Raw genomic sequence first — 19,475 nt, forward strand, 5'->3', positions numbered from 1 at the left:
CATGAGCAGAATCAATGAGTTATTTAAGAGTGAACTTCACGTTATCAATGTCGGCCTAGAAATGTTCAAGGATGATATCCTGAAGCAAAAAGGCAACGTAACCCATCTGGAATGGAAGCCACCTGGTGGAGGTAAGCCCGAATTAATTGCCGCACTGGATGCGTTAGAGCAAGAGGGGATTGCTGCAAAGATTGAGGCTGCCAACAAGCTGGCTGTAGAGCGAATCGTGAATTCACAACCGGTATTGGTTGGTTTTGATCAAGCGATCAACGTTGTACCAGGGATGACTAAGACTACGATATTGCATGCAGGGCCTCCGATTACCTGGGATAAGATGAGTGGTCCCATGAAAGGTGCAGTTACCGGCGCTTTGGTCTTTGAGGGCTTGGCGAAGGATCTGGATGAAGCTGCCGAACTAGCGGCATCAGGTGAGATTACGTTCTCCCCTTGTCACGAGCATAATTGTGTGGGTTCCATGGCAGGGGTAACCTCAGCCTCTATGTTCATGCACATTGTAGAGAATAAAACGTATGGCAACATCGCTTATACGAACCTTAGTGAGCAACTGTCGAAAATCTTGCGGATGGGTGCAAACGATGAAACGGTCGTTGCCCGTTTGATCTGGATGAGAGATGTGCTTGGACCGATGCTGCGTGAGGCGATGAAGTTCTCTGAGAACGGCATTGATCTACGGCTCATGTTATCACAGGCGCTCCATATGGGAGATGAATGCCATAACCGCAACAACGCTGGAACGACTCTTTTGATTCAGGCATTAACGCCGCTTATCCTGAGAACGGATTTTACTAATGAGCAGAAAATCGAAGTGTTCGATTTTGTGGCAATGAGTGATTATTTCTCCGGACCAACCTGGATGGCTCTTTGTAAATGTGCGCTTGATGCTGCCCATGGCATCGAGCATAGCACCATCGTAACAACGATGGCTCGCAATGGCGTGGAATTCGGTATTCGTGTCAGTGGAATGCCAAGCAATACCTGGTTTACCGGCCCTGCGCAAAAGGTTGTCGGACCGATGTTTGCAGGGTATAAGCCGGAAGATTCGGGTCTCGATATCGGTGACAGTGCGATTACCGAAACGTATGGTATAGGTGGCTTCGCCATGGCAACCGCGCCGGCGATTGTAGCATTAGTTGGGGGAACCGTAGATGATGCCATGAACTATTCTGTGAAAATGAAGGAAATTACTACGACGGAGAATCCAAATGTGACGATTCCTTTGTTGAACTTCCGCGGAATTCCTACTGGAATCGATATTCGTAAAGTGGGTCAAACCAGCATTATGCCAGTGATCAACACGGCTATTGCCCATAAGGATCCAGGCATCGGAATGATTGGAGCCGGAATCACTCATCCTCCAATCGAGTGTTTCGAGCAAGCCATTCTCGCTTTTAGCCAGAGCATGCATTCATAGAACCACCCGCCCTTCAGGCCTATTCAAGGGCCTGAGGGCTTCATAAGCCATTGGTATGTAAGCGCTAACGATCTAGGGGGAGATTTATTATGGATCAAGTATTTATGAAGATGTTCTGGAAAAAGGGAGATTGGGCCGCGTTTTTCGGGCTGCTTGCTAACAATTTAACCAATCTGCTTACGATGATTTCATTGTTAATTTTTGTAGTAGGGTTTCCGGAAGGTATGGTTTACGGCAGAGTCGTTCCTGCGTTTGGACTCGCGATTTTTATCGCAAGTATTGCTTATGGCTGGTTTGGATATCAGCTAGCCAAAAAAACAGGCCGAACGGATATAACCGCATTACCTTCAGGACCTAGTGCTCCATCGATTTTTACGGTAACTTTTCTAGTGTTAATTCCCGTATTTAGAGAAACCAATGATGCATCATTTGCGCTGCAAATTGGTCTCGTATGGTGCCTGTTCGAAGCTTTGATCCTTATTGTCGGCTCATTTCTGGGAGATGTGCTGCGTAAGGTTATTCCAAGAACTGTACTTTTATCTTGTTTATCTGGACTTGGATTGTTATTGCTGGCTATGAACCCGATGCTGCAATCCTTCGAAACACCAGTTGTTGCTTTTGTTGTACTTGTGATCATCTTTATTAACTGGTTTGGCAAATCGCCGATATTCAAAAAAATTCCTACAGGATTCCTGCTGCTGATTGCTGGAACCGCGCTGGCTTGGATATTCGGCTTGCAGAATCCAGAAGCGATCACAACGGCTCTTTCAACACTGGGGTTTAATCCACCTGAGGTGCATATTACCAGCTTAATTCAAGGGATTCCGCATGCCTTGCCATACCTGGCTTCTGCAATTCCATTGGGACTGGCGAATTATATTTTTGACCTTGAAAATATTGAGAGCGCACATGCTGCGGGAGATCCTTATAACACTCGTAACGTTATGCTAACGAACGGGGTTGCTTCAAGTATTGGTGCTTTTACAGGTAATCCGTTCCCGGTAACTGTGTATATTGGTCATGCAGGCTGGAAATCTATTGGGGCTGGACTTGGTTATACCATAGCTTCTGGTTTCTCCATGTTAATTATTTGTCTCTTTGGCATAGGGGCACTGCTGTTGTCTATCATACCTGTTGTGGCGATTGTTCCGATTCTGGTCTATGTCGGGGTCGTTACGGCGAATCAGGTGGTTCGAGAGACACCTAAAAATGAAGTGCCCGTTATCTTTATCACCTTGTTCCCATGGATTGCTAACTGGGCTTTAACGCTTGCGAACAACATTTTTAATGCGGCTGAAACTTCGGCTTCTAAGGTGGGGATTGATCTCTTATTAAGTAAAGGGGTTTATTACAACGGGCTGATGCATTTAGGAAATGGTGCACCGCTTAGCAGCTTGATTTGGGGCTCCATCACTATTTTCTCTATCCTGAATAAACCACTGCGGGCTGCTGTCTTTGCTGTAATCGCGTCTGGCCTATCTTTATTTGGGATCATTCACGCGCCGACTGTTGGATTTGCTCAAGCTTCACTTATGCCGTTCGTATACGCCTATTTGATGGTTGCAGGATTATTTGTTTATAAGCATTTTTCAGACCTTCGTGACCCAGCGAACAAGCTGCAATCCGAATAAATAATTGATAAAAAGAAATAGGAGAGCTAAAGCCATGACTAATCAAACTCTGTCAGAAGATTTAATTCAAGCAGCGGATCGCGGGGATTTAGCTGCCGTAGAACAGCTTTTAGCTCGTGGTGCCGATGTTCATCATAAGGATGCCAGTGGTCGTACTGCGCTGATGGCGGCAACGCAAAAAAATCATATTCCTCTCGCTCAAAAGCTGATTGAAGCAGGCAGTGACGTGAATGCAAGAGATATCACTATGTTATCACCCTACCTGTGTGCCGGTGCCAATGGATTCCATGAGATTCTGTCTTTAACTCTTGCCGCAGGTGCGGATACAACCAGTGTAAATCGTTTTGGGGGAACTACACTGCTTCCTTCCAGCGAGAAGGGGTATCTAAGAACTGTTCAGAAATGCTTGGAAGCAGGCGTTGCAGTTAACCATATGAACAATCTGGGATGGTCTGCCTTGTTGGAGGCAGTAATTCTCGGGAATGGTGGCCGTTTATACTCCGATATTATTCAGTTGTTGGTGGATGCTGGAGCGGATGTTCAATTGCCGGATCGTGACGGCAAATCATCGTTGCAGCATGCAGAAGAGCTGGGACAGGAGAGGGTCATCCGTATTCTCAATAAAGAAAAGCTAACGATTCATCCAAGTATTCAAAGCGCTCAAGAGCTAGCTCGGGCAGAGGATTTCCGGAAAGCAAGTTTGGTTATGGAACATGCAATGCAAGAGGACAGTAATAATTCAGACTTCTATTACTATAAAGGATACTTCTTAGGGGAACTCGGGAGATATGAGGAAGCTCTGGCAGCCTATCAACAGGCACTTACTATCGATCCGGATGACCTTGATTTCTATTTCTACACCGCAAATGCCTACCGAATGATGAAGCGATCCGAGCAAGCGTTAGCAGAGTATGATAAAGCGATAGAACGCGATCCTGGCGAAAGCTTCTTCCGCTATCATAAATCCAATTATTTAAGAGAGTTGGGCAGGCATGAGGAAGCGGTTAAAGTTATGGATCAGCTTCTGGAACAGCAGCCTGAAAGGTATGATTTCTCGTTTCATAAGGCGAACAGCTTGAGATCACTTGGCCGGCATCAAGAGGCAGTTGAGGCGATTGAGAACGCAATTGCTAACGATCCGAGCAATCCTTTATATCATCATCATAAGGCACAGTCACTTGGTTTACTTGGTGATCATGAAATGGCCATTCAAGAAATAGATATTGCTATCAGCTATAATCCTGCCAATCCGGATTTTCACTCCGCGAAGGAACAATTTCAGCTGGCCCTTAAACGCTAATAAATGAGGATCAACTGATCCATCAGGAGGAATGGAATGAGTAAATTTATAGTTGTAGCCATTGGCGGTAATTCATTGGTGAAAGACAATGGCCGCGATTCTATAGAGGATCAGTCTGAGGCAGTACGTGAAATTGCTGTCAATATCGCTGATCTGGTGCAAGCAGGCAACGATGTGGTGGTTACTCACGGCAACGGTCCACAGGTTGGATTCGAGCTGAGACGAAGCGAGGTGGCTTCGGAAGTCACTGGAATGGATGTTACTCCGCTGGTCAATTGCGTGGCGGGCACGCAAGGGGGCATAGGCTATTTAATTCAGCAGGCCTTAACAAATGAATTCATTCATCGCAGATTAGACAAAAAGGTTGCCACAGTCATTACTCAGGTCGAGGTTAGCAAAAATGATCCGAATTTTCAGTCTCCCTCGAAACCAGTGGGCTCCTTCTTCACGCTTGAGCAAGCAGAGGAGATGAAGCGTGCCAAGCCAGATTGGGTCATCATTGAGGATTCAGGACGAGGTTACCGCCGTGTTGTTCCATCGCCTAAGCCGATTGATATCGTTGAAAAAGACGTCATTAAATCACTCATTGAGACGGGTTATGTGGTAATCGCTGTTGGCGGAGGCGGGATTCCCGTGATCAAAACCGAAAATAATACCTACGAAGGTATCGATGCAGTCATTGACAAAGACTTTGCTACAAGTCTGCTGGCCGAACAGATCGATGCAGAATCTCTTATCATTACAACAGGAGTTCCTCAGGTATGTGTGAATTTCGGTACGCCTGAGCAGAAGGCTCTTGAAGAAGTTACAGCGGCAGAAATGTTGGTATATGCGGAGCAGGGTCATTTTCCTGCTGGCAGTATGCAGCCTAAAATTGAAGCAAGTCTTGGCTTTTTGAAAAAAGAGGGACGCAGAGTTATCATTACCAATCCGGAAAATATGAAAGCTGCGATGAGCCAACAGGCTGGCACACATATTGTAAATTAATAAGATCTAATTTATCTCATCATTTCATGGAGACCGCCACTGATCTAAATCAGGGCGGTTTTTTGACATATTCATGAATTGTTATCTAACTGTTGCTTTCAGATGGCCATATTCTGGTGAATAAAAGGAAGATAAGAGGTAAAACTATGTCCACTATAGAGAAAAAAATACATTAAAATGCGGGGGTAAAAGATGATATCGAATAAAGGAACAACACAACGTTTTACCAGGGCTACAATTCTTTGTTGTATTTGTGCATGTACGGTATTGCTAAGTGGTTGCACTAAAGCAGCGGATGAGACTCAAGTGCCTACTCCAACAGCTCAAGTAGAAACTGCAGCACCTTCTGCAGAAGCAACTACACCTGTACCTACAAATAACGCAACAGAACAACCCCTAACATCTGCGTCACCCGGCTCAAATACTGGGAAACTTCCAGAGGGGGTTAGCGTTCAGAGAGTTATCAAGGAGGTTTCGTTAAAAGATAACTATCATAAAAAGGTTGAGCTGCTAACTGACGGAGGCAAGCAGGTCACCATTACAGATTCGAATCAAAAGATTGTTTTGCAGCAGATTGAATATGACGGAAGGATCACTGCGGTTAAGGGTAAACAGGTTACTGTTCAAGTGGAGGGCGGTAAAGAGCAAACCTTAACGATTCCTGATCATATAGTCATTGAAGATGAAGACAAGCTCGGATTGAATAATGGCGTTGAAATCGAGTGGACGGTAAATGCAGATGGACAAATCGAAAGTGTGGAATTGGACGATTAAAAATTTACCGAGGTGAGCTGGATGAAATTTCTAATCGTACTTGGTAGTATTCTTGTTCCCATTGTTATGCTGATGTTACAGGGGAAATCGATAAAGTGGCGTATGGTTTTTAATGTTGTTTCGGTCTTAAGTGCGATTATCTTTGGAAATATTTCCGCTTTGGCGATTTACGAGATATTAAGAGATCATGCTGTGTTTATGACCTCGATCCATGCGATATTTTTGAATCCAATGTTTCTTATTACCGGAGCCTATCTTGGCGTATATTTAATTTATCGGTTGATGATAATTTCGTATGATGAGGTTTATATGTGATCGGTACAATACAAATAGGGATGTTCCTGCGAAGGACACCCCTATTTGTGTTGTTAACAGGACCGATGCTTAAGAGGACTTTCCTACAACGTTTGTTCCGCTCTTCGTGATCTTGTAGGTGATAATATCCCCATTCCAGAAGTGGAACTTCAGGATAACCTCGCCGTCTTTAACATCTTTAAAGAACGCGGGAAGCAGCTTGATTTCTTTAGTGTTATAAGAAGGTGAGAAGGTATTGCCGAATTCCTTAAATGGAGTCCAGTCCTGCGGACCTGCATTGCCACCAGCGGTATATACAGCTTCCATTGTGGCAAGCTGGTTACCATTAAAGGTGGTCGGAATGGCAAAGGATTCAGTCGTGCCTTTTGCATCGCTTAATTTAGCTGTGTCATACACAATGACCTTAAGTCTCCACGCAACACCCTTGTTGAATTTCAGAGTCAGCACGGCATTTTCACCGTATTTTTGGGAAGCTGTGAGCTTTTTGAGTTGGGTGGCTTTGAGGGTGAGCTCCTCACCATTTAAGGTGTAATCTTTACCTTTGGTCAGATACTTTCCGTTGGCACTAATGGTGGTTAGCTTATTGCCGTTCAGGTTTAGCTTAACCTTGGTATCTTTGATTTGTGCACCTTTTTTTAGGTAGACCAAATCGCTTTCGGTGCTGGAGGAACGCTCCTTCAGACCAGACATTAATACATTGTGGAGTTCAGGATCAGACCACTTATAAGTTTTACGGTTGAAATGCTGCCCGTTATCCCAGAGCATGGAAGTCATTTTCTTTTCTTTCAAATAATAAGTCAGATACTCAAAGAATTTAAGCTTCTCGCCCTGTTCAATCACACCCGTGTCTTTATCGAACCCGAGTAAACCAAATTCACCGACGATGACAGGGATGCCTTTAGCTACAAATGTATTGTAAACGTTATCAAAAGTTTGAGTGATATCGTTTTTTGTATCTTTTTCAAATGTGGTGTAGCCGGCAATGTTCACACTAAAAGGCCAGAAGCCATAGAAGTGAACGGTCGCAATAATATTTGGATCGTTCAGAGCCGTAATCGTCTTATAGAGATGATCCATTCTTGTTTGCGTAGGTGAAGACTCTAATGAAGGTAATACAAGTGGGCGGAGGTCGTTTTTCCCACCGGATTTCCGCACGATTTGATAGAAAGAGTTATTAAGTTCAGTAAGCATTTGTTCCATTTTTGCTTCGTCTGTGCTTCCACCATCGGTGAACCGAGGTTCATTTATGCTCTCGAACATCAGCTTATCGGATTTGTCCTTGAAGCGATCGGCAATTTGAGTCCAGGCTGCATTATAACGTGCCAGCGTTTCATCGTGTTTTTCTTCCATATGGCTTACCCATAGCCAGGAATCATGATGGACATTAATCATGACATAAAGCTTGGCGTCCAGTGCCCAGCCGACAACTTCTTCCACACGGTCGAGGTAGGCCTTTTCTAGGGTATAGTCTGGTGCCGCACCCATGTGAGTATCCCAGGTCACAGGAATCCGAATGCTTTTATAGCCTTGAGCGGCGATCTTTTTAATAAGTTCTTGGGTCACACGTGGATTGCCCCAGGAGGTTTCATCCTCACCTGTAGCATCTAAAGTATTGCCGAGGTTCCATCCGGGCTGCATTTCGTCTACATAGGATTGGATCTTACTCTTTGGCGCTGCCTTAGCTTGTTGCTCGTCCTTAGTTGCAGCTGCGGCCATGGATGAGAACAGAGAGAGCAGAAGAGCGGTGACAAGTGTCAATGATAAGAAGGATTTCTGGATTCGCGTAGTCATTGAATTCTCCTTTGTGAGATAAATTTAGGATGCTTGGACCTGGCTTTGACGCTGTACTTGGTGGTTAAATGAACGCAAACACCTCCAGTGTTATTTTTGTAAACGCTTTCTTGATATACCCTAACATAGAATACACTTAGCGAGTACCTTACTAATTTGTGGTAAATTCATATAAGAATTAGTGATTTAAATTAATTTTCCCCACAGTTGGATAAAGAAATTATTTAAATAACCCCTAGTCGTAGAAATTGGTTATTCAATAGGATTATCTCTAGCTGCCCGTTATACAAAAAAGAAATATAACATGACAAAAGCATATATATTAGATATGATGAAGCATGAAAATTTAAAATTAGAAATAGGTGCCAACTATGAATGTTGCGGAAGTACAATCATAGATTGGTTAAATGGAAAGCGGGTGTGAATCCCGCGCGGTCCCGCCGCTGTGAAAGAGGAGTCCTTGCAAAATGCCACTGGGAAACTGGGAAGGCAGCAAGGGTGATGATACTTGAGCCAGAATATCTGCCTTTTTCTGTTACACCATCAAACTCTACGATCGATAGAGAGGTGCTTGAATAGTGTTTGCCAGCTATTACTGTGGTTCACTATCTTAACCTCTTGACGTTTATGTTGAGTGGTTTTTTTGTGGTTATGAGAAAGTTTATTCTGTTTTTTATCATAGGTATGAAGGGAAGGGTTATGGAAAAATGAAGAAAAATAAGTTTTTAGCGTGGTTACTTATTGTAGCTGTATTTATTACGACATTCTCTACAAGTGTAATCCCGGCTCAAGCAGATGGAGCAAGCTCTACCCTTAAAGGGTATGTATCTGTATCCGTAGAGAAATTCACCTTAGGCCAAGGGTATATTAAGGAACCTATTAAAGTTCCGATTTATGAAGGCGATAATGGCGCATCTTTAATAACACGTGCGCTAGGTGATGGGAATTATAGATATTTAGGAAATATAGATAGTGGTTTTTATTTATCAGAAGTTAAAGATAGTGGCAGAAGCGAAGTCAATATTCCACAATATATTTTAGATATGATTTCAGCCGATGGGAATACAGTCGGCACTAAAGCAGACCCCGAGTGGTTAAGTCAGTTTGACTACACCTCCATGTCGGGTTGGATGTATGCAGTAAATAATGTGTTTCCTCCGTTTGGGATGACCGATTATAAGCCTCAAGACGGTGACATCATTCGAACTCAGTTCACCACTTATGGCTATGGTTCTGATCTTGGCGGCTGGGGGGAAATCCCAGTTCAACTTGCCAATAAGGATGCTTTAACTGCGGAAATCGCCGAGATTAACAGTGCCCCTAATAAAGAAACTATTTTGGACAGACCAGTAGTGCAATCGGCAGTTTATGAAGCCTATTCCGTGCTCGAAAACATGGCAAGCTCTCAAATAAGTGTAGATCATGCGCTTGTCGGTCTTAATAATGCATTAGACATAGAACCCCCTGTTATTACAGTAAGTGGCATACAAGATAAACAGGAAGTATCCAATAAAGAAATAAGCTTCAAAGTAGCTGTCACAGACAATGTATATAGTGACATTACTCCAGAAGTGAAGCTGAATGGAGTTACTTTATCACCTGCAAATGGGGAGTATAAAGCTACTCTGAATTCAGGCAGTAATGCAATTACTGTAACGGCTCTTGACGGAGCTGGAAACAAAACAAATGTAACTTATCAGGTTACTTACAAACTGGAAACTTCAGTTGCCGTCAAACAACAGTTAGATAAAAACCTTGCTTATATTTTAAATACTGTAAAGAATCCAACGTTTGGAACAGGTAGCGGAGAATGGTCAATCCTTTCTCTGGCTCGGGCGAACTATACAGTACCTAACGGTTATTACGATCTTTATTACAACAATGTAGCTACGAAAATAGCATCAATCATTAAAGAGGATGGAAAACTCGACGCCAATAAAAGCACAGAGAATTCCAGAGCAATATTAGGACTTACCTCTATCGGAAAAGATATCACAAATGTTGCGGGATATGATCTGAGAAAAGCACTGGCTGATTATCAATATATCCAAAAGCAAGGCAATAATGGTCCGATTTTTGCTCTGATTGCGTTAGATAGCCATAACTATGAGATCCCTGTAGTTGATGGAGTTACAGAACAGACCACAAGAGAAAAACTAGTTCAGTACATTTTAGATAAAGAGGTTAAAAAAGGTACAGCAGAAGCTGGTGGCTGGGAATTAGGCGTAACCAAAGCCGATGTCGATATGACTGCGATGGCGATGCAAGCTCTTGCACCTTATTATGCATCCCGTGATGATGTAAAAGCTGCCGTGGATCGGGCCATCCAATGGCTGTCCGATAACCAAAACAATCAAGGCGGATTTACAAGCTGGGGAAGCACTAGCAGCGAGAGTATCTCGCAGGTAATTGTAGCCTTAACTGGTGTAGGCGTAGATCCGCACACTGACGCTAGATTTGTTAAAAGTGGAAATTCGCTTATTGATGCATTACTTAGCTTTGCTGCACCTGAGGGTGGATTTAAGCATATCCTCACAGGCAAAGTGGACAATATGGCGACGGACCAAGGTACGTATGCTCTTGTGTCCTATGATCGTCTGATCAATCATAGCAACCGTCTCTTTGATATGAATGATGTGCAACTGGAACAACCAGAAGAACCGGGGCCTGGGCAACCAGAGGGTCCGAAAGAACTTCCGTTACCTTCTGGGGAGAACCCGAAAGTTGAAATCCCAAATGACGCTAATGATTATATCGTTCCGATCAGCGCTGGAGATAGCAACAAAGAAATCACAGTAGCTATTTCGGAAGAAAATCAATCAAAGGTTAGTGTCAATTTACCAAGTAACAGCGACCTTCCTCAGATAGAGGCCATAAAAGGTAACGTATCTGTAGTCATTCCTAAGGGTGCAAAAGTTACAAGTGGGGATGCCTCTGCGATTGAACTGATTTCAGCTTTAACCGGTGCAGAATCTGCACTAAAAGATAGTGTGAATCAGATTATTCCTGGGGACAAGAAGCTTGATAACATTCTTCAAGCATTTTCCATGGGTGGTAGTGCAAGAGTAGAATTTAGTCAATTTATTACGTTAACCTTTAAGGACCTTAAAGGAAAAGAAGCTGCTTATATTCAATATGGCACCCCTCATGCCATTCAAAAATTTGCAAGTGATGACTTAGGTTTTGCAAGCGGTAAGTCTGAGTATGCCTATGATAGTGGAAATGACTTAATTGTAAAAACCAATCACTTCACTGACTACATTGCGTATGCTTCCAGTGCAGTACAAACACCTGGCGGCGACGGTGGTAACGGTAATGGTAGCGGAAATGGTGAAGGAAATGGCGGCAACAATGGTGGCAACAATGGTGGCGGAACCACTCCATCGAAACCATATGTAATCCTGTCCGTGGATAAGCTTACGATTAATAAGGGATATGTTGTTCCATCTGTACAGGTAGAGCTCCAATCTGGTGACACAGTGTGGTCTGTACTAAAAAGAGTGCTGGATAGCCGCGGTATCGACTATAGAGATTCCTGGAACAGTGACTTTGGAAGTGTATATGTTGAATCCATAGCTGGTGATGGGGAATTTGACCATGGCAGCGGCAGTGGATGGATGTATAATGTGAATGGGAAATATCCTAATTATGGAGCATCTTCATATGACCTAAGTTCCGGGGACAGAATTCAGTGGCGTTATACTACGAATTTGGGTGTGGATCTAAATGCACCGATACCAACTACAAGCCCTACTCCAACCCCAACGCCTAAGCCTGGTGCTACTCCTGCTCCTGGTGGGGGAGCTAATCCGGAAGCCGGCGTTGATCCAAATGTGAGTCCATCTCCAACAGTGACTCCTAAGGATCCTACCCAGAACACGAATGATATTAAACAACTGTATACAGATGCTGATAAGATCTCTTCCTGGGCCTATTCAGCGATTGAAACAGCTACAGTAAAAGGATATATCCAAGGTAATAATGGCCAGGTGAATCCGAAAGCTTATATCACAAGAGCGGAGTTCACTAAGATTCTCGTTTCTGCATTAGAACTTGATATTAAGAGTGATAAAGGCATTACCTATAAGGATGTCGCTCTAGGTGATTGGTTCTATCCATATGTGAATGCTGCGCATAAGGCAGGTCTAATCACAGGCTTTAATAATGAATTTAAGCCAAATGACAAGATTACTCGTGAGCAGATGGCAGCAATTATCGTCAGAGCATTGGCCATCCCGGCGACGAAGCCAGGAACAGCGATTAAAGATATCAACACCGTATCGGCATGGGCCAAAGCAGATGTAGAGACCGTTGTTGCGACTGGTTTGATGTTAGGTGATGATAATCAATTTAAACCTAAAGAGCTTGTAACTAGAGAAATGGCGGCTGTTGTAGCTACTAGAACCCATGATTATAAGAGTGGGAACAAAGTGGTTAGTCCGACTATTCAGAATAAAGCAGTTAGTTCTTATATTCAGAACACAGCTGCCTTTTTGCAAAAAACAGTAACAAACCCGGTTATCTCCTCGGTTGGCGGGGACTGGACAGTGTTCGGGCTGGCACGTTCAGGCGTGAAGGTTCCAGATAGTTATTACACTAAGTACTACGCGAATGTAGAAGCAACTCTTAAAGAAAAAGCTGGGAAGCTGCATAGCGTAAAATATACGGAATATGATAGAGTTATTTTGGCATTAACTTCAATCAACAAAAATATTGATAAAGTGGCGGGTTATAACCTACTGGAACCGCTCGCGGATTTTGATACTGTAATTAAGCAAGGTATTAATGGACCTGTGTTTGCTCTCATTGCACTGGACAGTAATCATTACGACATTCCAGTGGTTAAGGGTGTAAAGACGCAGACGACTAGAGAGCTGCTCATTGATTATATTTTGGGCAGAGAGATCAGCGGCGGTGGATGGGCACTAGGCAGTAATGCTACAGCGGCTGATCCAGATATCACGGGGATGGTCATTCAAGGCTTAACGCCTTATTACAAAACCAACGCCAAAGTAACAGCTGCTGTGGACCGGGGGATTGCTTGGTTATCCAAAACACAGACTGCAGACGGTGGTTTTGCAAGCTGGGAATCTACAAATTCCGAAAGCATCGCTCAGGTGATTGTAGCTTTAACTGGCCTTGGTATTGACCCGCATAAGGATTCCAGATTTATCAAAAATGGACATTCCGCAGTAGACGCATTGCTTAGTTTTGCTGCACCTGAAGGTGGCTTTTATCACGTGAAGCAGGGTGGAGTAGGCAATGGAGGCGCGCAACCAGGAGAAGTAGATCTTATGGCTACGGATCAGGCGATGTATGCACTGGTTTCCTATGATCGACTCGTTAATGGCCAGACACGTCTTTATGATATGACAGACGTCAAATAGAATTTTATTTAGAGAGATAAGCAAGGGTAGCGTGTATACCCTTGCTTATTATTTAAGGTGGGACTAGAGAAATGAACAAGAAGAAATGGTTAACAGCGATACTAATCATAGGTGTATTGGCTATCGCCTTCTTTTGGGGCGGGGATTACCAGAAGAGCCCAAACAAGGTCGCAAATAGTAGCGTTGAGACACAGGTTATAGAGCCAGAGAACACTGCTTCCGCAACAAATGATGATGTTGAACCCACTGAGGCAATCGCTACCGAGACAACAGAGATAACACCGTCAGCTACGCCAAGTGAAACAGCTAAGCCCATTGAAACCCTAAAACCAAATGAATCGGCAACACCAACGGAAGCTGTAACACCAACAGGAACTGCAGCACCAACAGAAGTTGTAACGCCGGTCGCAACAACAAAACCTGCTGCAACGAAGCAACCGACCGCAACGCCGAAAGCGGCTAAAACGTCCGTGCCGGAAACGAAAGCGACGGCAAAACCCGTAACAAAACCTGATTCAAAAGTAGCGACAACAGAAACCAAGCAGGAACCGAAAAAGGATAAATTTCTTACCGATCCAGTGCCAAGCGGGAAACCTAAACCAGTGGAATGGCAAGATGCAACGGTAGATAAGAAGAAGCAATTAACGGCTACCTTGTCCGTCTCAGCGGCAACAATTTTAGATAACATGGATATTTTTAATCAGGATAAGCTTGAAGTATTGCCGGCAGATGGTATCATTTATAAAGCGCAGAAGGTAACCTTTTATGAAGGTGAGTCTGTGTTTGATGTTTTACTAAGAGAAATGAAAAAGAATAAAATCCATATGGAATTTAGCATGACGCCGATCTATAACAGTAATTATATTGAAGGCATAAATAATCTGTATGAATTCGACGCTGGAGAGCTCAGTGGATGGATGTACAAAGTAAATGGCTGGTTCCCTAACTACGGCAGTAGCCGTTATGTTCTCAAAGATGGCGATGTCATTGATTGGGTATACACTTGTGATCTAGGTCGAGATGTGGGTGGTTATGTAGCCACAGGAGGAGCTCAGAAATAATGAAGGATAGCTTTTCTACCTTTCATCCGTTTGTGAATTTTCTATATTTTGTTGTTGTATTACTGTTTAGCATGGTGTTCATGCATCCTATATTTCAAGTGATTGCCCTTATTAGTGCTGTAGCCTACTCAATTATGTTAAAAGGAAAAAAGGGCATCCGATTTAATCTGCTTTACATGATTCCTTTTCTGCTGTTTATGGCAGTGATGAATCCTGTTTTTAATCACCAAGGGGTAACGATCTTGTTCTATTTAAACAACGGGAACCCTATTACGAAAGAATCGATTCTTTATGGCGTGGCAGCGGCGTGTATGTTTGTGACGGTAATTATTTGGTTCTCCTGTTATAACGTCGTGATGACCTCGGATAAGTTTATTTATATATTCGGAAAAATACTGCCGGCACTGTCGTTGATTTTTTCGATGGTGCTTCGTTTTGTTCCTAGATATTTAGCGCAAATCAAGGTGATTTCTAATGCTCAAAAATGTATAGGCCGGGATGTCTCACAGGGAAATCTCCTCGCGCGTGCGCGGAATGGCATTACGATCCTCTCCATTATGACCACCTGGGCTTTGGAAAATGCGATTGAGACAGCGGATTCCATGAGATCGAGAGGGTATGGATTGCCGGGCCGTACAAGCTTTTCTATCTTTCGGTTAGATGCCCGAGACAAAGTAGCCCTCTTGATCATGACAGGTTTAATTGCGCTGGTAGCCGTAGGGGCAGTGATGGGTGAGAACACCATGAGATTCTATCCGTCGATTAAAGCGAGCGCAATTACGCCTTTTAGTATTCTTATATATATCGCTTATTTTGCGTTATGTATGATCCCAGTGCTCATCAATATGGTGGAGGCAATGAAATGGAAATCTATCGAATCGAAGAACTAAGCTTTACTTTTCCTGAACAAGAGCAAGCGGCTCTTTCGAATATTAATCTTACGATTGAAAGTGGAGACTTCATTACTATTTGTGGAAAGTCAGGCTGTGGCAAAAGCACTCTGCTTAGACAACTGAAAACAATTCTAACCCCACATGGCAGTCGCCAAGGGGCAATTTATTATAAGGGTCAACCTGTAGAGGAGATTGATCAAAGAACGCAGGCAGCGGAAATTGGTTATGTACTCCAAAGTCCGGACAATCAAATAGTGACAGATAAAGTATGGCATGAGCTTGCCTTTGGGCTGGAGAGCTTGGGGTATGATCATTCTACTATTCGTCTGCGTGTGGCGGAAATGGCCAGTTTTTTTGGGATCCAGACCTGGTTTCATAAAAGTGTGACCGAGTTATCAGGCGGCCAGAAGCAGCTGCTTAACTTAGCCTCCATAATGGCTATGCATCCCTCGGTTCTAATCCTCGATGAGCCTACCTCCCAGCTAGATCCTATTGCGGCTTCCGATTTTCTGGAGACGGTCAAAAAAATAAATCGTGAGCTGGGAACAACCGTGATCATGACCGAGCATCGTCTAGAGGATGTTCTTCCGCTTACAGATCGGTTGATTGTGCTGAATGAGGGAGTTGTGATCGCCGATGATACCCCGCAAAAGGTCGGCGAGGCTTTAAGTAAGCTGAACCATCCGATGTTTCTGTCCATGCCCTCACCGATGCAGATTGTTGCAGGAGTAGATCATGACTTAGCGTGGCCTGTGACTGTGAAGGAAGGGCGCCAATGGTTGGATGCTTTTCTAAAGGGTAAGACTCCTGCAACGATGGCAGAAACTCAGCCTAGCACGAAAGAGGCCGGCCCTGTAGTCATAAAGTTTAAGGACGTATGGTTTAAATATGATAAAAATGGCCCGGATATCATTAAAGATTTGTCGTTTGAAGTGAAGCAAGGGCAATTTTATTGTATTGTTGGCGGGAATGGGACGGGGAAGACATCAACGCTGTCGCTGATGAGCGGGATCCTTCAGCCTTACAGAGGGAAAGTTCTAATCGGTGGGAACAACCCTGCGAAGATGAATGCCAAAGCGTTGTTTACTAACAATCTGGGCATCCTCCCGCAAAATCCGCAAACCTTATTTGTGAAAAAAACAGTCGAGCTAGATTTATATGAAATGTTATCCCAGCTCTCTTTGACGAAGGAAGAAAAAACCGCCAGAGTTGAAGCTGTGGTAAAGTTCGCAGAACTGGAACATCTCCTCTCCATGCATCCGTATGATCTCAGTGGGGGAGAACAACAGCGTGCAGCGTTGGCGAAGGTGCTTTTGTTAGAACCAAAGATTCTGCTGTTGGATGAACCGACCAAAGGACTGGATGGACCCTTCAAAGAGAAGCTAGCCGTATTCCTGCAAAAGCTCAATGCCGAAGGCGTTACTATTGTAATGGTCTCGCATGATGTTGAATTTTGTGCCAAATACGCTGAGGTCTGCGCCATGTTTTTTGATGGAAGTATCATCACTACGAATGAAGCACAGAAGTTTTTTGCGGGAAACAGCTTCTATACAACGGCCGCCAACCGTATGGCGCGTCATGTATGGAATGAGGGAGTAACGATAGAGGGTGTGATTGATTTATGTCAAAGAAGCAGATAACGGATCGTCGTTTGAGTCATCGAACTTTATTAGCGGCACTACTAATCCTCATAGTCATTCCAGCTACGATTTTATTAGGCATCTTTGTGCTAAATGATCGGAAGTATTATTTTATCAGTCTATTAATTGTTATCTATACGATGATTCCTTTTGCGATGGTATTCGAGAACCGGAAGCCGCAGGCGAGGGAGCTGATCGTTATAGCGGTGTTAGCAGCCATTGCCGTGGCGGGACGCGCAGCCTTTTTTATGTTGCCGCAGTTTAAGCCAGTGGTTGCTATTGTCATCATCGCAGGGGTAAGCTTGGGTGCGGAGGCAGGGTTTCTGGTTGGCGCTGTTGCAGGCTTTGTCTCGAATTTCTTCTTTGGGCAGGGGCCTTGGACGCCTTGGCAAATGTTTTGTTTTGGCATCATTGGCTTCCTGGCGGGCATTTTCTTCAAGAAGGGTCTGCTTAAAAAGAATAAGCTGTCGCTGTGTATATTCGGAGGCTTAGCGACGTTTTTCGTATACGGAGGCATTATCAATATAGGCTCGCTGATGATGTTCACTTCAGAGTTCTCATGGCCGGCTTTAATGACCACTTATATTTCAGGTTTTTGGTTTGATATGGTGCATGCGATCTCGACGGTGGTGTTTTTGTTTTTTATTGCTAATCCTATGATTGAGAAGTTGGATCGGATAAAAACGAAATATGGGTTGATTGAGCCTTAGGTTCTTGGTATTAGCTTTTGGACGTTGTGCGCTGTGGGCTTTTTACGCTGGCGGACGCTCCGCTTTTCCACAATCAGTCCGTTCTCTCCGCTGCTATCAGCGCGAATTCCAAAACACCAACACACAAACACAAATACAAACTAAAGGCTCAACGCCTCCCGCTTCGGTTTTTACCGGAAGGGGGAGGGGAACTAGTGGCTACGAATCAAGCCACTGTGACAAACCACTGAAAAGAGAATATACCTAGTAGCGATGCTCTTAGGTGAAGACTTATAAAAACAGGCGATGTTCCGGTATCCGGTATCGCCTGTTTTTGTCGATTCTGTGGAGTATCTCATTCATTATGCCAAACGTCCTAGAAGTTCATATCCCTATTTTTTTATTTAATGTATAATTCAGAGTGGTTTTTAACATTTTCTTATGAAAAATGGAAGTAAACTAGGTAGCTCGCTCATTTAGAAAATTATAGAACCTTTAAATAAATAGATTAAAAATAATGGGGAGATTTATTTGAGCACACATGTTACCAAAACATTCAAGTCTTTACACCAACAAATTGATTTATTAAAAGAAAGAAAACTAATTATTAGAGATGAAGAAAAAGCTAAACGACATTTATTAGAAAAGAATTATTTTGACTTGATAAATGGATTTGAAACATTGTTATTAACTGATTCAAAAGCTACTAATAAAGAATACAATGGTCTTTTTTTTGAAGACTTTTTATTGTTGTATGATTTTGATAAAAAATTGAATTTAGAGATTTTGAAAATTTTAGATAAATTTGAAATCCGTTTGAAATCTTCTATGGCATATCGGTTTTATTTAAATGCTTCTGATTCTGCATGTTACATTGATATTAATAAGTATACGAATCCACGTTCAAATCATTTGAGTTTACCTAAAGATTTAGCTAAGAATATTTCAGGACATAAAATATTTCAGGCAAATATTTATTTCAATGGGGCTACGTATAGTAATTTCATTGAGCATTGCAGAGCTAAATATCCTTATATATCTACTTATGATCACCCGCCGTTCTGGGTGACTATTAAAGTCCTTGAGTTTGGTTCTCTCTTTAGTTTATTATTAGGATTTGAAAGAGATGTTTTTGAAAAGGTCATTGAAGATATGGGGATGAAGTACATTGATAAACAAAAGTTTATCAACTCAGTACGAATTTTTATTGAATTAAGAAATACTTGTGCACATTTTCAATTAGTTAATAGATTTCGGACATCGAATCGTTTAAGGATTGATTCGGGTTTGATAAATGATTTAGGTTTAAGAACCAAAATTAATACTGCAGGAATTTCAACTTATTATGAAATAAGACTATATGACACTTTATTAGTATTTTCCCAGTTTGAAAGTCTAAAAGATATAGAAAAGCTATTTAAAGATTTTTATTTTAGACGTTGTAATTCAAAACGTGAAAAAAGCTTAATGGTAAAGATGTTCGAAAGAATGGGGCGGGGAAAGCATTCAGATTGGTTTAAACTAGGTATTAAATGATTTTTTCTTTATTAATTTTAGAATATATGTTATTATTTA

The 19,475-nt window shown here is 42.8% G+C and carries 13 protein-coding genes and 1 riboswitch; of the genes, 12 read left to right on the plus strand and 1 reads right to left on the minus strand.

The genetic code is table 11. From position 1 onward, the window contains the following. The first annotated feature begins 1 nt into the window (after position 1). From MKY54_RS03915 to MKY54_RS03940, 6 genes are all read left to right on the plus strand, one after another. Positions 2 to 1,432 carry a DUF1116 domain-containing protein gene (locus tag MKY54_RS03915; RefSeq protein ID WP_339189595.1) on the plus strand — a complete coding sequence of 477 codons (1,431 nt, stop codon included), beginning with the start codon at positions 2 to 4 and terminating at the stop codon, positions 1,430 to 1,432. Positions 1,433 to 1,521: 89 nt separating this feature from the next. Next, positions 1,522 to 3,063, plus strand: a complete 1,542-nt coding sequence (locus MKY54_RS03920) for a hypothetical protein (RefSeq protein WP_036684876.1) — start codon at positions 1,522 to 1,524, stop codon at positions 3,061 to 3,063. A gap of 34 nt (positions 3,064 to 3,097) precedes the next feature. Further along, positions 3,098 to 4,363: a tetratricopeptide repeat protein gene (locus MKY54_RS03925; protein ID WP_339189598.1), complete on the plus strand. Its 1,266-nt coding sequence runs from the start codon at positions 3,098 to 3,100 to the stop codon at positions 4,361 to 4,363. A gap of 36 nt (positions 4,364 to 4,399) precedes the next feature. Continuing rightward, positions 4,400 to 5,350 carry a carbamate kinase gene (gene arcC / locus MKY54_RS03930; protein WP_076128616.1) on the plus strand — a complete coding sequence of 317 codons (951 nt, stop codon included), beginning with the start codon at positions 4,400 to 4,402 and terminating at the stop codon, positions 5,348 to 5,350. Between the two features lie 192 nt (positions 5,351 to 5,542). Further along, a complete protein-coding gene (locus MKY54_RS03935) occupies positions 5,543 to 6,124 on the plus strand; it encodes a hypothetical protein (protein ID WP_076302919.1) in 582 nt (193 codons plus the stop codon). Positions 6,125 to 6,145: 21 nt separating this feature from the next. After that, positions 6,146 to 6,439, plus strand: coding sequence for a transposase (locus tag MKY54_RS03940; protein ID WP_076136793.1), 294 nt, complete (start codon positions 6,146 to 6,148; stop codon positions 6,437 to 6,439). Positions 6,440 to 6,508: 69 nt separating this feature from the next. Here the strand turns inward: MKY54_RS03940 and MKY54_RS03945 are convergent, their stop codons facing one another. Beyond that, complete coding sequence (locus MKY54_RS03945) at positions 6,509 to 8,230, minus strand: cellulase family glycosylhydrolase (RefSeq protein ID WP_339189601.1); 1,722 nt, start codon at positions 8,228 to 8,230, stop codon at positions 6,509 to 6,511. A 343-nt stretch (positions 8,231 to 8,573) separates the two neighbouring features. Beyond that, positions 8,574 to 8,775, plus strand: a riboswitch (cobalamin riboswitch). Between the two features lie 162 nt (positions 8,776 to 8,937). Between MKY54_RS03945 and MKY54_RS03950 the strand changes: the two genes are divergently transcribed. From MKY54_RS03950 to MKY54_RS03975, 6 genes are all read left to right on the plus strand, one after another. After that, complete coding sequence (locus MKY54_RS03950) at positions 8,938 to 13,617, plus strand: S-layer homology domain-containing protein (RefSeq protein ID WP_339189603.1); 4,680 nt, start codon at positions 8,938 to 8,940, stop codon at positions 13,615 to 13,617. A gap of 71 nt (positions 13,618 to 13,688) precedes the next feature. Then, on the plus strand, positions 13,689 to 14,678 hold the full coding sequence (locus MKY54_RS03955; RefSeq protein ID WP_076190128.1) for a DUF4430 domain-containing protein: 990 nt from the start codon (positions 13,689 to 13,691) through the stop codon (positions 14,676 to 14,678). After that, positions 14,678 to 15,568, plus strand: coding sequence for an energy-coupling factor transporter transmembrane component T (locus tag MKY54_RS03960; RefSeq protein ID WP_076130087.1), 891 nt, complete (start codon positions 14,678 to 14,680; stop codon positions 15,566 to 15,568). Before MKY54_RS03955 ends, MKY54_RS03960 begins: the two co-directional genes overlap by 1 nt. Further along, complete coding sequence (locus MKY54_RS03965) at positions 15,541 to 17,211, plus strand: ATP-binding cassette domain-containing protein (protein WP_076130088.1); 1,671 nt, start codon at positions 15,541 to 15,543, stop codon at positions 17,209 to 17,211. The genes MKY54_RS03960 and MKY54_RS03965 overlap by 28 nt, the downstream gene beginning before the upstream one ends. Next, complete coding sequence (locus MKY54_RS03970; protein WP_339189607.1) at positions 17,193 to 17,921, plus strand: ECF transporter S component; 729 nt, start codon at positions 17,193 to 17,195, stop codon at positions 17,919 to 17,921. The genes MKY54_RS03965 and MKY54_RS03970 overlap by 19 nt, the downstream gene beginning before the upstream one ends. A 510-nt stretch (positions 17,922 to 18,431) precedes the next feature. Beyond that, the gene (locus MKY54_RS03975; RefSeq protein ID WP_339189609.1) at positions 18,432 to 19,436 is read left to right on the plus strand and encodes an Abi family protein; all 1,005 of its coding nucleotides are present in this window, start codon (positions 18,432 to 18,434) and stop codon (positions 19,434 to 19,436) included. Positions 19,437 to 19,475: the final 39 nt, after the last annotated feature.

It is taken from the genome of Paenibacillus sp. FSL P2-0121, assembly GCF_037975345.1.
GTDB classification, from domain to species: Bacteria; Bacillota; Bacilli; order Paenibacillales; family Paenibacillaceae; genus Paenibacillus_AQ; species Paenibacillus_AQ odorifer.